The sequence below is a fragment of the Nonomuraea sp. NPDC026600 genome (assembly GCF_040638335.1).
Taxonomy (GTDB): Bacteria; Actinomycetota; Actinomycetes; order Streptosporangiales; family Streptosporangiaceae; genus Nonomuraea.
On record NZ_JBEZYD010000010.1, the window covers coordinates 250,042 to 266,582 of the forward strand.

The 16,541-nt window shown below is 69.8% G+C and carries 20 protein-coding genes; 11 read left to right on the forward strand and 9 right to left on the reverse strand.

The window, feature by feature from the left end; genetic code table 11:
• Positions 1 to 24 precede the first annotated feature (24 nt).
• Both AB0F17_RS24785 and AB0F17_RS24790 read right to left on the reverse strand, forming a co-directional pair.
• On the reverse strand, positions 25 to 717 hold the full coding sequence (locus AB0F17_RS24785; protein WP_214642201.1) for a response regulator transcription factor: 693 nt from the start codon (positions 715 to 717) through the stop codon (positions 25 to 27).
• Complete coding sequence (locus AB0F17_RS24790) at positions 714 to 1,892, reverse strand: ATP-binding protein (protein ID WP_358026799.1); 1,179 nt, start codon at positions 1,890 to 1,892, stop codon at positions 714 to 716. Before AB0F17_RS24790 ends, AB0F17_RS24785 begins: the two co-directional genes overlap by 4 nt.
• Positions 1,893 to 2,015: 123 nt before the next feature.
• On the opposite strand from AB0F17_RS24790, the gene phoU reads away from it, so the two are divergent.
• The gene (gene phoU, locus AB0F17_RS24795) at positions 2,016 to 2,660 is read left to right on the forward strand and encodes a phosphate signaling complex protein PhoU (protein WP_358026801.1); all 645 of its coding nucleotides are present in this window, start codon (positions 2,016 to 2,018) and stop codon (positions 2,658 to 2,660) included.
• 37 nt (positions 2,661 to 2,697) lie between these two features.
• Here phoU and AB0F17_RS24800 read toward each other — a convergent pair whose 3' ends face one another.
• The 3 genes from AB0F17_RS24800 to mshA are packed head-to-tail and all read right to left on the reverse strand — an operon-like array spanning position 2,698 to position 5,201.
• Positions 2,698 to 3,441 (reverse strand): phosphoglyceromutase, encoded by a 744-nt coding sequence (locus AB0F17_RS24800; protein ID WP_358026803.1) that lies wholly within the window; start codon positions 3,439 to 3,441, stop codon positions 2,698 to 2,700.
• A 22-nt stretch (positions 3,442 to 3,463) separates the two neighbouring features.
• A complete protein-coding gene (locus AB0F17_RS24805; RefSeq protein WP_214642197.1) occupies positions 3,464 to 3,952 on the reverse strand; it encodes a YbjN domain-containing protein in 489 nt (162 codons plus the stop codon).
• A gap of 10 nt (positions 3,953 to 3,962) precedes the next feature.
• The gene (gene mshA / locus AB0F17_RS24810) at positions 3,963 to 5,201 is read right to left on the reverse strand and encodes a D-inositol-3-phosphate glycosyltransferase (protein ID WP_358027067.1); all 1,239 of its coding nucleotides are present in this window, start codon (positions 5,199 to 5,201) and stop codon (positions 3,963 to 3,965) included.
• 132 nt (positions 5,202 to 5,333) lie between these two features.
• On the opposite strand from mshA, the gene AB0F17_RS24815 reads away from it, so the two are divergent.
• Together AB0F17_RS24815 and AB0F17_RS24820 are read left to right on the forward strand one after the other, a co-directional pair.
• Positions 5,334 to 6,077 carry an SDR family NAD(P)-dependent oxidoreductase gene (locus tag AB0F17_RS24815; protein WP_358026805.1) on the forward strand — a complete coding sequence of 248 codons (744 nt, stop codon included), beginning with the start codon at positions 5,334 to 5,336 and terminating at the stop codon, positions 6,075 to 6,077.
• Positions 6,070 to 6,861 (forward strand): class I SAM-dependent methyltransferase, encoded by a 792-nt coding sequence (locus AB0F17_RS24820; protein WP_358026808.1) that lies wholly within the window; start codon positions 6,070 to 6,072, stop codon positions 6,859 to 6,861. The genes AB0F17_RS24815 and AB0F17_RS24820 overlap by 8 nt, the downstream gene beginning before the upstream one ends.
• Here AB0F17_RS24820 and AB0F17_RS24825 read toward each other — a convergent pair.
• Complete coding sequence (locus tag AB0F17_RS24825; RefSeq protein ID WP_358026810.1) at positions 6,858 to 7,361, reverse strand: O-acetyl-ADP-ribose deacetylase; 504 nt, start codon at positions 7,359 to 7,361, stop codon at positions 6,858 to 6,860. The genes AB0F17_RS24820 and AB0F17_RS24825 overlap by 4 nt on opposite strands.
• Before the next feature lie 54 nt (positions 7,362 to 7,415).
• Here AB0F17_RS24825 and AB0F17_RS24830 point away from each other — a divergent pair, with 54 nt between their 5' ends.
• The 5 genes from AB0F17_RS24830 (at position 7,416) to AB0F17_RS24850 (ending at position 10,128) form a co-directional block, all read left to right on the forward strand.
• Complete coding sequence (locus AB0F17_RS24830) at positions 7,416 to 7,772, forward strand: BlaI/MecI/CopY family transcriptional regulator (RefSeq protein WP_358026812.1); 357 nt, start codon at positions 7,416 to 7,418, stop codon at positions 7,770 to 7,772.
• Positions 7,769 to 8,674 (forward strand): M56 family metallopeptidase, encoded by a 906-nt coding sequence (locus tag AB0F17_RS24835; RefSeq protein WP_358026814.1) that lies wholly within the window; start codon positions 7,769 to 7,771, stop codon positions 8,672 to 8,674. The genes AB0F17_RS24830 and AB0F17_RS24835 overlap by 4 nt, the downstream gene beginning before the upstream one ends.
• Positions 8,675 to 8,733: 59 nt before the next feature.
• The gene (locus tag AB0F17_RS24840; RefSeq protein WP_358026816.1) at positions 8,734 to 9,225 is read left to right on the forward strand and encodes a helix-turn-helix domain-containing protein; all 492 of its coding nucleotides are present in this window, start codon (positions 8,734 to 8,736) and stop codon (positions 9,223 to 9,225) included.
• Positions 9,226 to 9,228: 3 nt separating this feature from the next.
• Positions 9,229 to 9,645 (forward strand): hypothetical protein, encoded by a 417-nt coding sequence (locus AB0F17_RS24845; RefSeq protein WP_358026818.1) that lies wholly within the window; start codon positions 9,229 to 9,231, stop codon positions 9,643 to 9,645.
• 114 nt (positions 9,646 to 9,759) lie between these two features.
• On the forward strand, positions 9,760 to 10,128 hold the full coding sequence (locus AB0F17_RS24850) for a DUF2516 family protein (RefSeq protein ID WP_358026820.1): 369 nt from the start codon (positions 9,760 to 9,762) through the stop codon (positions 10,126 to 10,128).
• Here the strand turns inward: AB0F17_RS24850 and AB0F17_RS24855 are convergent.
• Positions 10,113 to 10,736, reverse strand: a complete 624-nt coding sequence (locus AB0F17_RS24855) for an SGNH/GDSL hydrolase family protein (protein ID WP_358026823.1) — start codon at positions 10,734 to 10,736, stop codon at positions 10,113 to 10,115. The two genes, AB0F17_RS24850 and AB0F17_RS24855, sit on opposite strands and share 16 nt — an antisense overlap.
• Before the next feature lie 169 nt (positions 10,737 to 10,905).
• Between AB0F17_RS24855 and AB0F17_RS24860 the strand changes: the two genes are divergently transcribed.
• Positions 10,906 to 11,640, forward strand: a complete 735-nt coding sequence (locus tag AB0F17_RS24860; protein WP_358026826.1) for an alanyl-tRNA editing protein — start codon at positions 10,906 to 10,908, stop codon at positions 11,638 to 11,640.
• Here the strand turns inward: AB0F17_RS24860 and AB0F17_RS24865 are convergent.
• Complete coding sequence (locus AB0F17_RS24865) at positions 11,637 to 12,704, reverse strand: TetR/AcrR family transcriptional regulator C-terminal domain-containing protein (RefSeq protein WP_358026829.1); 1,068 nt, start codon at positions 12,702 to 12,704, stop codon at positions 11,637 to 11,639. The genes AB0F17_RS24860 and AB0F17_RS24865 overlap by 4 nt on opposite strands.
• A 118-nt stretch (positions 12,705 to 12,822) precedes the next feature.
• On the opposite strand from AB0F17_RS24865, the gene AB0F17_RS24870 reads away from it, so the two are divergent.
• On the forward strand, positions 12,823 to 13,917 hold the full coding sequence (locus tag AB0F17_RS24870; RefSeq protein ID WP_358026832.1) for an FAD-dependent monooxygenase: 1,095 nt from the start codon (positions 12,823 to 12,825) through the stop codon (positions 13,915 to 13,917).
• Positions 13,918 to 13,963: 46 nt separating this feature from the next.
• Positions 13,964 to 15,571, forward strand: a complete 1,608-nt coding sequence (locus AB0F17_RS24875; RefSeq protein WP_358026835.1) for a DUF2207 domain-containing protein — start codon at positions 13,964 to 13,966, stop codon at positions 15,569 to 15,571.
• A gap of 7 nt (positions 15,572 to 15,578) precedes the next feature.
• On the opposite strand, the gene AB0F17_RS24880 is transcribed toward AB0F17_RS24875, so the two are convergent.
• Complete coding sequence (locus tag AB0F17_RS24880; RefSeq protein ID WP_358026837.1) at positions 15,579 to 16,487, reverse strand: asparaginase; 909 nt, start codon at positions 16,485 to 16,487, stop codon at positions 15,579 to 15,581.
• Positions 16,488 to 16,541: the final 54 nt, after the last annotated feature.

A 16,541-nucleotide genomic window follows, 5' to 3' on the forward strand; every position in this document is an offset into this window, starting at 1 on the left:
TCACCGCGTAAACACGTAGAACCGTCAGCTCTCCACCGCGTCGAACTTGTAGCCCAGGCCACGCACGGTCAGGATGCAGCGCGGGTTCGACGGGTCCGACTCGATCTTGGCGCGCAGCCGCTTGACGTGCACGTCGAGCGTCTTGGTGTCGCCCACGTAGTCGGCCCCCCACACACGGTCGATGAGCTGGCCCCGGGTGAGCACCCGCCCGGCGTTGCGCAGCAGCACCTCCAGGAGCTCGAACTCCTTCAGCGGCAACTGCACCTGCTCGCCGCGTACGGCCACCACATGCCTGTCGACGTCCATGCGCACGGGCCCCACGGCCAGCACCGCCGACTCCAGCTCGTCCACGACGTCGCCCTGGCGGCGCAGCACGGCGCGGATCCGGGCGACGAGCTCGCGCGAGGAGAACGGCTTGGTGACGTAGTCGTCGGCGCCCAGCTCCAGGCCCACGACCTTGTCGATCTCGCTGTCCTTGGCGGTCAGCATGATGACCGGCACCTTGGAACGCTGCCGCAGCGAGCGGCACACCTCGGTGCCCGGCAGGCCGGGCAGCATCAGGTCGAGCAGCACCAGGTCGGCGCCGCTCCGGTCGAATGTGTCGAGCGCCTCTGGCCCGGTCGCCGCGACGGAGACCTCAAAGCCTTCTTTGCGCAGCATGTACGACAAGGCGTCGGAGAACGACTCCTCGTCCTCAACCACGAGAACTCGGGTCATTTTGCGGCCTCCAGGGTGTTCGGGGGTGGAACGACCACTGCGGTGCCGCCGAATGCGGGCAGCCGCAGCGTGAATGTGGAGCCGGAGCCTTCCTTGCTCCAGACGGAGACCTCGCCGGCGTGCGCCGCGGCAACGTGCTTGACGATCGCGAGGCCGAGACCGGTGCCACCGGTCGCCCGGGACCTGGCCGCGTCGACGCGGAAGAAGCGTTCGAAGATGCGTTCCAGCGATTCCTCTGGAATGCCGATGCCCTGGTCGCTGACGCTGATCTCGACGGAGTCGCCCGCCGGTCTGACGCTGACGACGACCCGGGTGTGTTCGGGGCTGTAGGCGACGGCGTTGTCGATGAGGTTGCGCAGGGCGGTGACGAGCAGTTCGTCGTCTCCCCAGATGCGCAGGCCCTCCGTGCCGCCGGTGACGAGCGTGATGTCCTTGGCGATCGCCCTGGTGTTGCAGTGGTCGATGGCGTCGTTGATGGTTTCGTCGATCGCGACCTGGCCGGGGGTGGGGATGGGCTCGGCGCCCTGGATCCGGCTCAGCGTGATCAGGTCCTGCACCAGGTAGTTGAGCCTGGCGGCCTCGTGCTGCATGCGCCCGGCGAACCGGGTGACGGCTTCGGGATCGTCGGCGGCGTCCTGGATGGTCTCGGCGAGCAGGCTCAGCGCGCCGACGGGGGTCTTGAGCTCGTGGCTGACGTTCGCCACGAAGTCGCGGCGGACGGCCTCGACCCTGCGCCGCTCGGTCTGGTCCTCGGCGAGCACCAGGACCTGGCCGTGCGAGCCGAGCGGGGCCACGCGGACCGCGAAGTTCGTGATCTCCTGGCCGAACTTGTGCCCGGCGACGTCGATCTCGCTCTCCCGGATCTCGCCGTCCCGGCGTACCTGCCTGGCCAGGGCCAGCAGTTCGGCGGCCATCAGCCGGTCGCCCTTGACCAGCCCGAACGCGCGTGCGGCCGAGCTGGCCCGCAGCACGCGGTCGTAGGCGTCGAGCACGACCGCGGACGAGGGCAGCACGGCCAGCACCGAGGCCACGCCCTGCGGAAGGGCGCCGGGCTCCTGATCGCCGGCCGTCGCGGACCTGTTCTGGGCCTCGATCTGGTTGCGGTAGAACAGGACCGCCAGCGCTCCCACGACGAACCCCGCCAGGGCCGTCAAGCTCATGGCCATCTCACTCATGTCTCCGATGGTAGGTGGCCTTCCTCAAGGGGCACCCCTCTCACCTGGGGATGAACGTCTCTTTCCAGGAAAGTTCATCTGGCGGTAGGAGTTCGTTCATCGAGAGCCACGTACGGTGACGGCATGCGCGACGCGTACCATGAAGAACTCGATTCCCTGACCGCCAAGCTGGTCGAGATGACCAGGCTGGTCCGCTCGGCCATTTCCAGGGCCACCACCGCCCTGCTCGACTCCGACCTCCAGCTCGCGGAGAGCGTGATCTCCAGGGATGCGGAGGTGAACGCGACGTTCGAGGAGATCGAGACCTCCATCTTCGAGCTGATGGCCAGGCAGCAGCCGGTGGCCGTGGACCTGCGGATGGTGATCACGGCTCTGCGGATGGGCACGGACCTGGAGCGTATGGGCGACCTGGCGGTCCACGTGGCCAAGGTCGCGCGGCTGCGCCACCCCGAGACGGCGATCCCGGCGGAGGTGCGGCCCACGATCCTGCAGATGGGCCAGATCGCCGAGACCCTGGTGACGAAGGCGGGAAGCTGCATCGCCTCGCAGGACGTGGAGTCGGCGATGGAGCTCGAATCCGACGACGACGCCATGGACAAGCTGCACCGGCGGTTGTTCAGGAACATCCTGTCCAAGGACTGGCCCCACGGCGTGGAGCCGGCCATCGACATCACGCTGATCGGCCGCTACTACGAGCGTTACGCCGACCACGCGGTCCGCGTGGCCGGTGACGTCGTCTACCTGGTGACGGGCGCCCGCCCGAGCTGACATCGGTGGGGCGCTCTCAGGCGCCCCACACAAGGTGTCAGCGGCCCTGATTGGCGACCGCCTCGATCGCCGCCTTCGCCGCCTCGGGGTCGAGGTATTCGCCGCCGCGCCGGAGCGGCCGGAACTCGGCGTCCAGCTCGTAGCGCAGCGGGATGCCCGTGGGGATGTTGAGTCCGGCGATCTCCTCGTCGGGGATGCCGTCGAGGTGCTTGACCAGCGCGCGCAGCGAGTTGCCGTGCGCCGCCACCAGCACGGTGCGCCCGGCCGCGAGATCCGGGACGATCTCGTCGTACCAGTAGGGCAGCATGCGGTCGACGACGTCCTTGAGGCACTCGGTGCGCGGCATGAGCTCGGGCGGCAGCAGGGCGTAGCGCGGGTCGCCCGCCTGGGAGTACTCGTCGCCGTCGGCGATCGGGGGCGGCGGGACGTCGAAGGAGCGCCTCCAGAGCATGAACTGCTCGTCGCCGAACTCCTCGCGCGTCTGCGCCTTGTCCTTGCCCTGGAGCGCGCCGTAGTGGCGCTCGTTGAGCCGCCACGAGCGCTTGACCGGCAGCCAGAGCAGGTCGGCCTCGCCCAGGGAGAGCTGGGCCGTCTGGATGGCCCTGGTCAGCAGGCTGGTGTGGACCACATCGGGCCGTACGCCGGCCTCCACCAGCAGCTTGCCGCCCCGGCGGGCCTCGTCCTCGCCCTTGGCCGAGAGGCTCACGTCCACCCACCCGGTGAACAGGCCTTTCGCGTTCCAGTCACTCTCACCGTGCCGTAGCAGCACCAAAGTCGCCATGCGGGCAATCCTATGGCGGGCGTCAGTCGCCGGTCCGCGCCGGATCCGCGAAACGGGCGAACGCCTGAAGGTTGGCCAGCGACTCGCCGCGTTTGGCGCGCCATTCCCACTCGCGCCTGATCGACGAGGCGAAGCCCAGTTCCAGCGCCCGGTCGAACCAGTCGTCGGAGTAGGTCAGCACGCAGCCGAGCAGCCGGTCGATCTCCTCTTCGGTGATCGCCGTGAGCGGCACCCGGCCGACGAGGTAGACGTCGCCGACGGTGTCGATGGAGAAGTGCACGCCGTACATGCCGCCGTTCTTGGCGAGCAGCCACTTGTAGAACTCGGTGTGGTTCTCGTCGGGCTGGCGGCAGAAGAACGCCTCGACGTGCAGCGCCTGATCCCCGATGATCAACCACGTCATCGTGGCGAGCTTGTGCTGCCCGGGTAGCTTCACCAGGAACGCCCCTGGTCGCGGCTCGTCAAAGGAGACGTCCGCGGCCTTGAGCGCGGTTTCTACGACATCGCGCATGTCGTACAGCCTACGAAATGACGGCAACCGGCAACCTGTTCAGGTCGGCGACGGCGCCCGCGTAGACCTCCATCAGCTGAGACGACGTGGACTGCCAGCCGAACGCCGCCGCGTGCGCGCGGGCGCCGGCCGACAGGCCGTCGCGCCAGGCCGGCGCGGTGACGAAGCGGCGCAGCGCGCGTGCCCACTCGTGCGAGTCGTGACCGTCCACGAGCACACCGGACACGCCATCCCGTACGGCCGTGCGCAGCCCGCCCACGGCGGCCGCGGCGACAGGGGTGCCGCAGGCCTGTGACTCCAGGGCGACGAGCCCGAACGACTCGCTGTACGACGGCACGACGGTCACGTCGGCCGCGCGGTACCAGTCGGCCAGTTCCTGCTGCGGCGCCGGCGGCACCAGCCGGACGACGTCGGAGATGCCCAGCTCGGCGGCGAGATCGACGAGGAGGGACGGCCTGGCCAGGCCGTTGCCCGACGGACCGCCCACGCACGCCACGACCAGGCGGCCGCGCAGCGAGGGGTCGTCGATGAGCATCCGCGAGGCGGCGCGCAGCAGCACGTCGGGCGCCTTGAGCGGCTGGATCCGGCCCACGAACAGCAGCACGTGCGCGTTCTGCGGCAGTCCGAGCCGGCGCCGGGCGGCGCCCTGTGAAGCGGGCTGGAAGAGGGTGAGGTTGACACCCGGGTTCACGACCGCGACGCGCTCCTCCTGCGCGCCGTACAGCTCGATGAGCTCGCTCGCCTCGTCACCGGTGTTGGCCACGAGCCGGTCGGCGATCTCCACGACCTGCTGCTCGCCCACCACGCGGGCCTGCGGCTCGGGCTGGTCGTCGGCGGCCAGCAGCAGGTTCTTCACCTTGGCCATGGTGTGCATGGTGTGCACGAGCGGAACGCCCCAGCGCTCCTTTGCCAGCCAGCCGACCTGGCCGGACAGCCAGTAGTGCGAGTGGATGACGTCATAGCGACCCGGGTCGTACATCGCCTCGGTCCGCAGCACGCCCGAGAGGAACGCGCAGAGCTGAGCGGGCATGTCGGCCCTGGTCAGCTCCTCGTACGGGCCGGCGGTCAGGTGGCGCACCAGGACACCGGGGGCGAGTTCGGCCACCGGTGGCAGGTCCCGGCCGGTGGCCCGGGTGAAAATTTCCACCTCGACGCCGGACTCGGCCAGCCGTTTGGCCGATTCGACGATGTACACGTTCATCCCGCCGGCGTCGCCCGTGCCGGGCTGTTCCAGGGGAGACGTGTGCATGCTGATGGTCGCGACCCGGTTGACCCGTTGTCGCCTCACCCGACACCACCTCCAGAGGAAGTACAACTATGCCGAACATTCCGACATTCCCGACAAGCGGGGTGTCATGAGCGGGCTGGCAAGATGTGTGCCATGAAGAAGACGGCTGTGGTGACAGGTGCGAGCAGCGGGATCGGCGAGGCGACGGCCAGGCGGCTGGCCGCCGAAGGCTATGACGTGGTGGCGGGCGCGAGGCGGCAGGACCGGCTGGACAAGCTGGCCGCCGAAGTGCCCGGGATCCGTCCCGTGTCCCTGGACGTGACCTCTCAGGAGTCGGTGGACGCGCTGGCGGCCTCGCTCGACCGCTGTGACGTTCTGGTCAACAACGCCGGCGGCGCGCTCGGCACGGAGACGGTGGCCGAGGGGCTGGTCGACGACTGGCAGCGGATGTACGACACGAACGTCCTCGGGTCGCTGCGCATGACGCAGGCCCTGCTGCCCAAGCTCGTCGAGTCGGGCGACGGGGTGCTGGTGATGCTCACCTCGACCGCGGCGCTGGTGGCGTACGAGGGCGGCGGCGGCTACGTGGCGGCCAAGCAGGCACAGCGCTCGATGGCCGAGACGCTCAGGCTCGAGCTGGTCGGGCAGCCGGTGCGCGTCGTGGAGATCGCGCCGGGCATGGTCCAGAGCGAGGGCTTCGCGGTCACCCGCTTCCGCGGCGACGAGGCGGCCGCCGCCCGCGTCTACCAGGGCGTGCCGGACCCGCTGTCCTCCGACGACGTGGCCGACGCGATCGTGTGGTGCGTCACCAGGCCCGCGCACGTCAACATCGACCGCGTGGTCATGCGCCCGCGCGCCCAGGCCGCCCAGCACAAGGTGCACCGCGTCGGTGGCTAGGCCGGTCGGCTCCATCACCCGAGGGACGACCGGGCACAACCGGCTACGCCGCGCCGACCGGTGGATCGCCGCCGCGCACGGCCGCGTGCTGCGCGCCACCGCCCGGCCGCTGGCCGTGGACCTCGGCTACGGCGCCTCCCACACCACCACGCTGGAGCTCTTCACCCGGCTGCGCCGGATCAGCTCCGACATCGAGGTGGTGGGCATCGAGATCGACCCCGCGCGGGTCGCCCTGGCCAAGCCGTACGAGCGCCCTGGCCTGAGCTTCGCGCTGGGCGGCTTCGAGCTGCCGGTCTCGCGTCCCCCGCTGCTGATCAGGGCCTTCAACGTCCTCAGGCAGTACGGCGAGGCGGACGCCTGGCGCTACTGGGAGGCGCTGCGCGGCAAGCTGGCCCCCGGCGGCCTGCTGGTGGAGGGCACCTGCTCGGAGACCGGCCACCGGGCGATCTGGGCCGGGGTGGATCGGACCGGCCCGCGCACGCTCACCCTGTCGGCCAGGTTCGACGCCTTCGACCGCCCCTCGGACCTGGCCGACCGCCTGCCGAAGACCCTCATCCACCGGAACGTCCCAGGCGAGCGCATCCATGCGTTCCTGAGCGACTTCGACCGCGCATGGGCGAGAACCGCCCCCTATGGCGCCCACGGCCGCAGGCAGCGCTGGCTGGCCGCGGTGGACGTCCTGGCGGGCACCTGGCCCATCCATCGCACTCCGCCGCTCGGCGGCACGGCCAGGTGGCGCCTCGGGGAGCTGACCCTCCCCTGGGAGGCGGTCGCGCCGCGCTAAAGAGCCGCCGAGAAGGCGGCGAAAGCCACCGCGTCGAACAGCACGAACCGCACTTCGTCCACAGCTGTGGAAAACTCCCGCACGGTACGCAGCGCGATGCGGGCGCCGTCGTCCAGCGGCCACCCGTAGAGACCGGTCGAGATCGCCGGAAAGGCCACCGACCGAGCCCCCAGTGAGTCGGCGACCCGAAGCGACTCGCGATAACACGAGGCCAGCACGTCGGATCGATCATCCGTCCGCGAATAGACCGGCCCGACGGTGTGGATCACCCAGGTCGCGTCGAGCCGTCCGGCGGTCGTGGCCACGGCCTGTCCCGCCGACAATCCCTTTCCGTAGTGGGAGGCCCGCAGTGCCCGGCATTCGGCGAGGATCTCCGGGCCGCCCCGCCGGTGGATCGCGCCGTCGACCCCGCCCCCGCCCATCAACGATGAATTGGCGGCATTGACGATCGCGTCGACTGTCTGCGCGGTGATGTCCCCCTGGACAAGCGTGACGTCCATCTCACCAGCATCCCGGATGGCTGCTCGACGCTTTGTAGTACTACGCTGATGCGTGTGAAGGGTCTTGGCGAGCTCGAACGCAGCATCATGGACATCATCTGGGCGGAGAGCAGCGCGCTGACGGCCCGTGAGGTCGGCCGTCTCATAGCCGACCGCGACCTGGCCCCGACCACCGTCATGACCGTCCTCGACCGTCTGACCCGCAAGGGGTTCCTCGAGCGGACCCGCGACGGCCGCGCCTGGCGCTACGAACCGGCGGCGAGCCGCGACGCGTACATCGCCGAGCTTATGCTGGAAGCTCTGGACCTGACGGGCGACCGCTCGGCCGCCCTCACCCGCTTCGCCCAGGCCGTGTCGGGCTCGGAGGCGGAGATCCTGCGGAGAGCTCTCACGGAGCTGGAGGAAGAGTGATCACGGCAGCGACGCTGGCAGCGCTCGCCATGGCGTGCGGGCTCGGCTCCTGGCGTCTCACGACCGCCCGCTGGACGTCCCGGGCCCCTCGGATCGCCATCATCCTCTGGCAGTCCCTGGGCGTGGCCTGGGGGCTGGCCACGACGGGCGCCATGCTGGCCTACGCCGTCCAGCCGTACAAGCTGGGCGTGCTGCAGAGCATGATCGCCTTCGCGAGCGGCGAGCCGCCGCGCGAGAGCTGGGATCCGCTGCACGTGGCGGCGATGATCGCCGGACTGGCCGCGCTGGCCGTGCTCGTCGTGGTGCTGATCACCGCGGGCGTGCAGGCACTGCGGGCTCGTCGGCGCCACCGCGTGCTGCTCGCCCTGATCGCCCGCGACGACCCGGGCGTGCCCGGCGTGCGGGTGCTCGACCATCCGAGCGCGGCGGCCTACTGCGTGCCGGGGCTGCGTTCGCAGGTGGTGATCAGCGAAGGCGCGCTCAAGCTGCTGTCCCACGACGAGCTCACGGCCGTGCTCGCGCACGAGGCCGCGCACGTACGGGAGCGCCACGACCTGGTGCTGCTGCCGTTCGCCGCGCTGCGCCGGGCACTGCCCTGGTCCAAGGTGGCCTCCGACGCGCAGGGGCAGGTCGAGCTGCTCATCGAGATGGCCGCCGACGACCGCGCGCGCCGCTACTGCTCGCCGCGCAGACTGGCCACCGCCCTGCTCAGGTTCGGTACGGCGGGCGCCATGCCGACACCGCAGGGCATGCTCGGCGTGCACGCCAAGAACGTCATGGCCAGGGTGGACCGCCTGATCAAGCCGGGTCCCGCGCTCCCCGCCGCGGCGCGCTACGGGATCATCGCGCTCTCCGTGGCGTTGGTCACAGCCACGCCGTTCCTGTGGACCATCCAGCTCTAGTGCTTGCAGGTGTTAGCTTTGCGTTTGCAATTGCAAGCACTCTGAGGCAGACTGTCGGTATGGCACTACCGAAGGTCGGCTCGATCGGCGAATACATCCGCGAGCAGCGGCAGCAGGCGAAGATCTCCCTGCGCCAGCTCGCGACGGCCGCGGGGGTGTCCAACCCCTACCTCAGCCAGATCGAGCGCGGTCTGCGGAAGCCGAGCGCGGAAATTCTCAACCAGATCGCCAAGGGCCTGCACATCTCTTCGCAGGCGCTCTACGTGCAGGCGGGCCTCATCGAGGATCGCGAGCCGCCGAGTGACGTGATCACCGCGATCCGCGCCGACCCGCTCCTGAGCGGGCGGCAACGCCAGGTGCTGATCGACATTTATGAGTCGTTTCGCAAAGAGAAGCATGCCGAAGACGAGCAGACCTCCCAGAACGCTCATCTCCGGCACGACTCCGAATCGGACGACGAGCCGCTGCCCGAGGAATATCTCGCCGCGCTTGAGCCTTTCGCGGCGTCCACCGGCAACGGCACCGCCAACCAGGAAACCAAGGAAGGTTAACCCATGACGCTGGCCACCGAGGTCAAGAAGCTCACCGACTCCAAGCCTTTCTACGCGGTGGCGGGCGTGGGCGACTACGCCGTGGAGAAGCTGCGCGAGCTGCCCGAGCAGCTCCTGAAGCTGCAGTCCCGCCGCGCTGAGATCGCCAAGGACCTGCCGGAGAAGGCCCGCACCTACGCCGACAAGGCCGAGGGCTTCGCCAAGGAGTTCCCCGAGAAGGCGCGCACCTACGCCGACCAGCTGACCGTCCTCGCCACCGAGGTCTACGAGGACTTCGCCACCCGTGGGCGCAAGGCCGTCAGCAAGGCGAGCGGCGAGGCCGCGCTGGAGCTGGAGGAGGTGTCGGAGGCCGCCGAGCCGCCCGTCGCCACCCCCGTCAAGAAGTCCCGCACCACCAAGGCCGGCACGCCCAAGGCCTGACCGCCGGCGAAGGCCCGCCTCCACGAGGCGGGCCTTTCCGCGTTGAGAGTGCCCGTTTGTCAGAGGTCCCTACTAGGCTGGGGCCGTTTCATCGCGAGCGTTGGGCGGACTCACATGGAAATCATCAACGGCGGCCTGAATCTTCTCTTTCTGCTGCTCGCGGCCGGCATCCTCGGCATGTCGATCTACGCGCTGGTACACGCGCTACGGGTGCCGACCAACGCGTTCGTGTCGGCCGGCAAGCTGCAGAAGAACCTCTGGCTGGTCATCTTGGTCCTGGCCACGCTGTTCGCCGCCGCGGGCTCGTGGGACTACTACAACGCCTTCATGGCCGTGGGCGGCACGCAGTTCATCGGGATCGGGCTGGGGTTCTTCTCGATCATCGCCGTCATCGCGGCGACGGTCTACATCGTCGATGTCAAGCCCGCGGTCAAGGGCATGGGCGGGCGCGGTGGCAACAACGGTCCTTACGGACCTTGGTGATCTTCCCCCCTCGATAGCTGGCCGATGGCGTCTGTCAGCCATCTGGCCAAGTGGAAATGGCCTTCGGCGGTGGGATGGATACCGTCGGGGAGCATCTGGGCCTTTGGGGTGCCGGTGATCCGGGGTTCCTGGAGCGGGTCCAGGAACGGGAGGGCTTCCTGCCGGGCCAGGCTCGACAGGGCGTCACGCACCTGATAGGCCCTGCGCGGAGTGTCGCGCAGCCAGATGGGGCCGATCACGAGGATGCGGGTTCGCGGCCAATGGGTCCTCGCCTCGGAGATGAGGCTTTCCGCCGCTCGCCGCACGCTCTCCGCGGACCAGCGGCAGTCGTTGTGGCCGCCTGAGATGACCAGCAGGTCGGGGGCGGGACGCCAGGCCAGCTCGGCCTCGAACGACTGCTGGAACGTACGGCCGACGCGGCCCTTGTTGAGATAGCCGGTGCCGCCCGCGCCCGCGATGACCGGTTGCCAGCCCAGCAGCCGAGCCGACTCGGCGGCGTAGGTCCGCCAGGTGGGCACCGGACCGGAGCCGACCGTGAAGCTGTCGCCGACGAACATCACGACGGGCGCGGCCGATCCGCTCTCCGGCCCCGACGGCCAGCCGCGCATCGGGGCGGGCGGTTCGGAGCGGAGCTGCGCCGGGCTTGGCCACGCTTCTCCTGCTCCACCACCGCATCCCGATATCGCGCAACAAATCCCCAGCATCGCGACAGCCGGTGCGATCAGGGCTCGATCCAGCAGGCCGCGCATATCCACCTCGGGGCTTTAAGCTGCCGACATGACTCATGACCTCCACGGGCGGACACAACGGCTCGAATTGTCGGATCAGAATCTGCGCGACTTCGAAGCCGTCGTCCTGGATTCCACACCCGACGGGATCGTTCTGAGTAAGTCGGCATTCTATCCGGGTGGAGGCGGCCAGCCGGCAGATCACGGAGTTCTGCTCTGGCAGGGAGTGGAAACGCGGATCGTCGGGGTGCGCAAAGCCGATGATCTGCACCTGATTCCGGCAGAGGGCGACCCGATCCCGCCGGCCGGCACGGTCGTCCAGGGGGCGGTGGCCGACGAACGCCGCTCGGCCCTCATGCGTACGCACTCGGGGCTCCACGTTCTGTGCGGCGTCGTGTTCCGCGACTACGGGTCGCTGGTGACGGGCGGCAACATGGACGTGCTGAGCGCGCGGATGGACTTCAACCTGCCGGAGGTGCCGCCGGGCTTCAAGGAGGCGGTCGAGGACGCGTGCAACGCCGAGATCGTCGCGGACCGGCGCATCGACGTGCGGGTCCTGCCGCGCGAGGAGGCTTTCGAGATCCCGGACATCATCCGGACGGCGACGAACCTGGTGCCGGAGCACGTGGCCGACGTCCGGATCATCGACATCGTCGGGCTGGACACCCAGGCCGACGGCGGCACGCACGTCGCCTCGACGAAGCAGATCGGGCACATCAGGGTGGCCAAGATCGAGAGCAAGGGACGCGGCTTCCGCCGCCTCCGCATCGCGATCTCCGACTAGTCCCGACCGGGCCGCCTCTCGATGATTCCGGCCAGTCCGTCGAGCAGTGATCGCAGGCCGAACTCGAAGAGCCGGTCGAAGTCGAAGTCGAAGTCGCCCCCCATCCGCTCGACGACGTCGACGAACGTGGGATAGGGCCCCGACGTGACGATGGCCGTCAGCTGGTCGTCCTGGGACCGCATCCATTCGTCGTCGGTGAGGCCGGTCGTGGCCCGCGCCTGGACCTCCGACTCGAAGTGGGCGGCGATGCCCTGAACGTAGGTGTACATCAGGATGTGCACGTGCATCATGGTCTCCGGGTCGAGGCCGTGGCCGTCGATCGCCGCCAGTGCCCATTCGGTGTGCTTGAGCAGGCTGGGTGACGGCAGCGGCCGGGCCAGCGAGGTGATCCTGCCCATCCAGGGGTGCCGCCGGTAGGCCGCCCACTGCACGCGGGCCGCCGCCTCCAGCCGGGCCCGCCAGCCGTGCGGAGGCTCGGCGGGGAGCGGGAAGTCGCCGAGCACCTGGTCGATCATCAGTTCTACCAGGTCGTCCTTGCTGCCCACGTGGCGGTAGAGCGACATGGTGGCCACGCCGAGCCGACCCGCCACGCCGCGCATGGACAGCGCGGACAGCCCTTCCGCGTCGGCGATCTCGACGGCGGTCCGCACGACCCGATCACGCGTCAAATCACGCGCCGCGTCACGTCCGGAGTCACGCGCCCGATCATGCGCGGAATCACCCGCCCGGTCATACACGGAATCACGCGTCGCGCCCCGCGCCGGGTCATGCGCGGGGCCGTGGCTCGCGGCACGGCTCGGGTCGTCGGGGTCGCCGTGCGGGCGTCGTGGTGACCGGCCCGGCGGCCCGGCGACGACCGTGCCGATGCGCGGCTCGGCCACGACCACGCCTTGCTGCGCGAGCCGGGCCAGCGCCTTGGCGGCGGTGGCCAGCGCGACGTCCCAGTCCCTGGCCAGTTGCCGGGTGGAGGGCACCCGATCCCCGGCCCGCAACTCGCCGTCCGCTATGCGGCGCTTGATGTCGTCGACGATCCGCACGTACGGCGGCGCGGCTTCCACGACCATCCGACCCCCTTCACTCCTGTACTAGTACAGAGATTAGCAGAAGCCCAGTTGCCAAGCCTGTCTGTACGCCGTACATTCACTTCGTACAGCGTCAACAGCAGACAAGGGAGACCCTGCCATGAACGTCCTCATTTCCGGCGCCAGCATCGGCGGCCCCGTCCTGGCCCACTGGCTGCGCGAGCACGGCTTCGACGTGACCGTCGTCGAACGCGCCCCCGAGCCCCGCCGGGGCGGCCAGGCGATCGACATCCGGGGCGCCGCGCTGGAGGTGGCCGCGCGCATGGGCATCCTGGAGCAGGCACGAGCCATGAAGACCGACATGCGCGGCATGTCGATGGTCGACGGCGACGGCAACGAGCTGATGCGCAGCACCGAGGAGACGATCAGCGGCGGCCGGCTGGACAGCCCCGACATCGAGATCATGCGCGACGACCTGACCGCGCTCGTCATCGCCGCCTCGGCCGGAGGCACCGAATACCTCTACGGCGACTCGATCGCGGGGCTCGACCAGGACGGCCAGGGTGTCCAGGTGACGTTCGAGAGTGGTGTGCGGCGGCGCTTCGACTACGTGGTCGGCGCCGACGGGCTGCACTCGAACGTGCGCGGGCTGGTGTTCGGCGAGGAGGCCCGGTTCATCAACCACCTCGGCATGTACGTGGCGATCTACAGCGCCGACAATTTCCTCGACCTGGACCGCTGGCAGGTGTGGCACCGGGAGGGCGAGGCCGGGTTCGGTCTCTACACCGTCCCCGGCAACGCCTCGATGCGGGTCAACATCGGCTTCGGCTCCGAGCCCGTCGCCTATGACCACCGCGACGTCGAGCAGCAGAAGCGGCTCATCGAGGAGCGCTGCGCGGAGCTGCGCTGGGAGACGCCCCGGCTGCTGAAGGCGATGTGGGAAGCCGACGACTTCTACTTCGACGCCATGGCGCAGATCCGGATGGACCGCTGGTCCGAGGGCCGGGTCACGCTGGTCGGCGACGCGGGCTACTGCGCCTCGCCGCTGTCCGGTCAGGGCACCAGCCTGGCCATGGTCGGCGCGTACGTACTGGCTCAGGAGCTGGCCAGGGACACCGACCAGGCGTTCGACCGCTACGAGCAGCGGATGCGGCCGTTCGTCGAGCTCAACCAGGCACTCGCCCTGGAGAACCCGGGCCAGGGCGCGGCTCCGGAGAACGTCCAGCGGGCCGCCAACGCCATCACGCTCGATTGATCCCGCCTGCCCGCACAAGGTGTACGAACCGCTACGATGTGCCGCCATGACGGGTATCAGGCGCACGCTGGCCATACTGGGGGCCGTCGCTCTATCGCTGACCGCCGTCCCCGCCACGGCGGCGGCCGGGATCACCGACGAGGTGACCATGAGCCTCGCCAAGGACGGCACGCTGCACGTGGTGGAGAAGATCAGCGACGGCTCGGGGGAGCTCAAGCGGACCTTCCTCACCAGGACGCGCTTCGACGACGACAACGACCGCCTGTACCAGATCTCCAACGTCAAGGGCGGCACGCTCGCCGGCGACGTGCTGACCATGAAGGCGCCGGGCACCGTCGAGTACGACGTCAAGGGGGCCGTGACGCCCGCGGGCGCCATCGAGGAGCTGCGCTGGTTCGCGGTGAACGGCTGGAGCACGCCGGTCGCCAAGGCGACGGTCAAGGTGAGCGGCCCCGGCCAGGTACAGAACCTGTCGTGCTTCGCCGGCGCGCTGACCTCGGCCATCGGCTGCACGTCCGCCTCCATGGACCACGGCGCCACCGAGGCCGCCTTCGAGCAGCAGAACGTGGGCCCCGGCCAGGCGCTGACCGTGGTCGTCGGCTACACCAAGGGCTCCACCAGCGGCGCGCCGATCCTGGAGCGCCGCTTCTCGCTGGCCGGCGCCTTCACACTGAACACCGTCACCGGCGGCGCGCTCGCCGCCCTGCTGGTGCTCCTGCTCGGCGGCGTCGGCCTGCTCTACTGGACGCGCGGACGCGACTCCAGGGCCGCCGGAAACACGCGAAACACGGTCGCACCCGTGCAGAACGGGCACTTCTCCCCGCCCGACGGGGTACGGCCCGGCCAGATCGGCACGCTCGTGGACGAACAGGCCGACGTGGTCGACGTCACCGCGACGATCGTGGACCTCGCGGTCCGCGGCTACCTGCGGATCGACGAGCAGCCGCGGCAGGCCTACGACGCGCCCGACTGGACGCTGGTCAGGCTGCCGAGCGCGCCGGTCAACACGTTGCTGCCGTACGAGCGGGCGCTCTACGACGCCATCTTCGACGGGCGCGACATGGTGCTGCTGTCCCAGTTGTCCGGCTCGTTCGCCAGCCATCTGGGCAAGGTCCGCGACGCCCTCTACACCGACGTGGTGACGCAGGGGTGGTTCGCCCGCCGTCCCGACACCGAGCGTACGCGCTGGACCGTCATCGGCGTGGCGCTCATCGGCCTGGGCCTGCTGGCCACGGTCGCGCTCGCCTGGTTCACCACGTACGGCCTGCTGGGCCTGGCGCTGGTCATCGCGGGCGGCGCCCTGGCGGTCGGCGGGCAGTACATGCCCGCCAAGACCGCCAAGGGCTCGGCCGCGCTGGCACACACGCTGGGCTTCCGCGAGTACCTGTTCTCCGGCGACCTCGGGGAGGTGCCCGAGCAGCACCGGGTGGAGCTGTTCTCCCGCTATCTCCCGTACGCCGTGATCTTCGACGGTGTGGAGCACTGGTCCCGGGTCGTCGCCTCGGTCACCGGCAACGGCCACAAGTCCGACAATCTGTACTGGTATCACGGCCCGGCCGAGTGGGATCTGTCCAAGTTCGCCGGGTCGATGCGTACGTTCACCACGACGACCTCGGGCGCGATCTCGGCCAGCCGGCAGTTCCGCACCCTGTAGGGGCCGCTCAGCAGACGCGTAGTTCGCCCACGGCGCGCCCGCCGCCCATCAGCGGCGGGCGGGCCATCGAGTCCAGCTCCGGGGAGTCCAGGCCGAGCGAGCGCAGGGCCACCACCGTGACGGGAATGCGGGCCCGCTGGGCGCCGTCCTCGACCTTGACGGCGCCCGCCCGCCCGTCCTCGAACACGAACGCGTCGAACCCCTCCGCACCCACCTTGACCATCAGCCCCGGCAGGGCCCGCATCAGCTCGGCCTCCGCCCGGATGGTGCCGGACGTCCACTCCGGATGCGCGCGCATGACGTCGAAGATCCGCCGCTCGTACGAGCCCGCCTCCCCCAGAGGCAGCGCGCGGAAGGCCCGCGTCACCCCCACCATCGAGACGAAGAACAGCGGCGCCCCGCACCCGTCCACACCCGAGGCCGCGACCCGCTCCCCCGTCAGCTCCTCCACCGTGCGGCGGATCGTCCGCTGCAACGGGTGCGCGGGCTCCAGGTATGTGGCGAGCGGCCAGTCGTTCAGTACGCAGGTGGCGAGCATGGCGGCGTGCTTGCCCGAGCAGTTCATGTAGACGCGGCCGTAGTCGGTCGCCGCCCGGTCGGCGGGGTAGTCCTCGGGGCAGAGCAACGCCGACTCGGCCAGCCCGGCCCCCGCCAGGATCTTCCGTACACCGTCCACGTGGTAGGGCTCACCGGAATGGGACGCGCAGGCCAGCGCGAGGAGTTCGCCGTCGAGCGCGAGCCCGGCGCGGAGCATGCCGACGGCCTGGAGCGGCTTCATCGCCGACCGCGGCGAGGCCGGCACGTGCACCGCGCCGTGCGCCTCGACCGGCTCGCCTGCCGCGTCCATGGTGAGCATGCGCACCTGATGGGTCGACTCCACGAACCCGGACCGTACGACCTCCACAACAAGCGACATCTCGCCCCCCCTTTCGGCACGCAGTCTACGAAGCTTTTGTCCTGGGCCAGAATG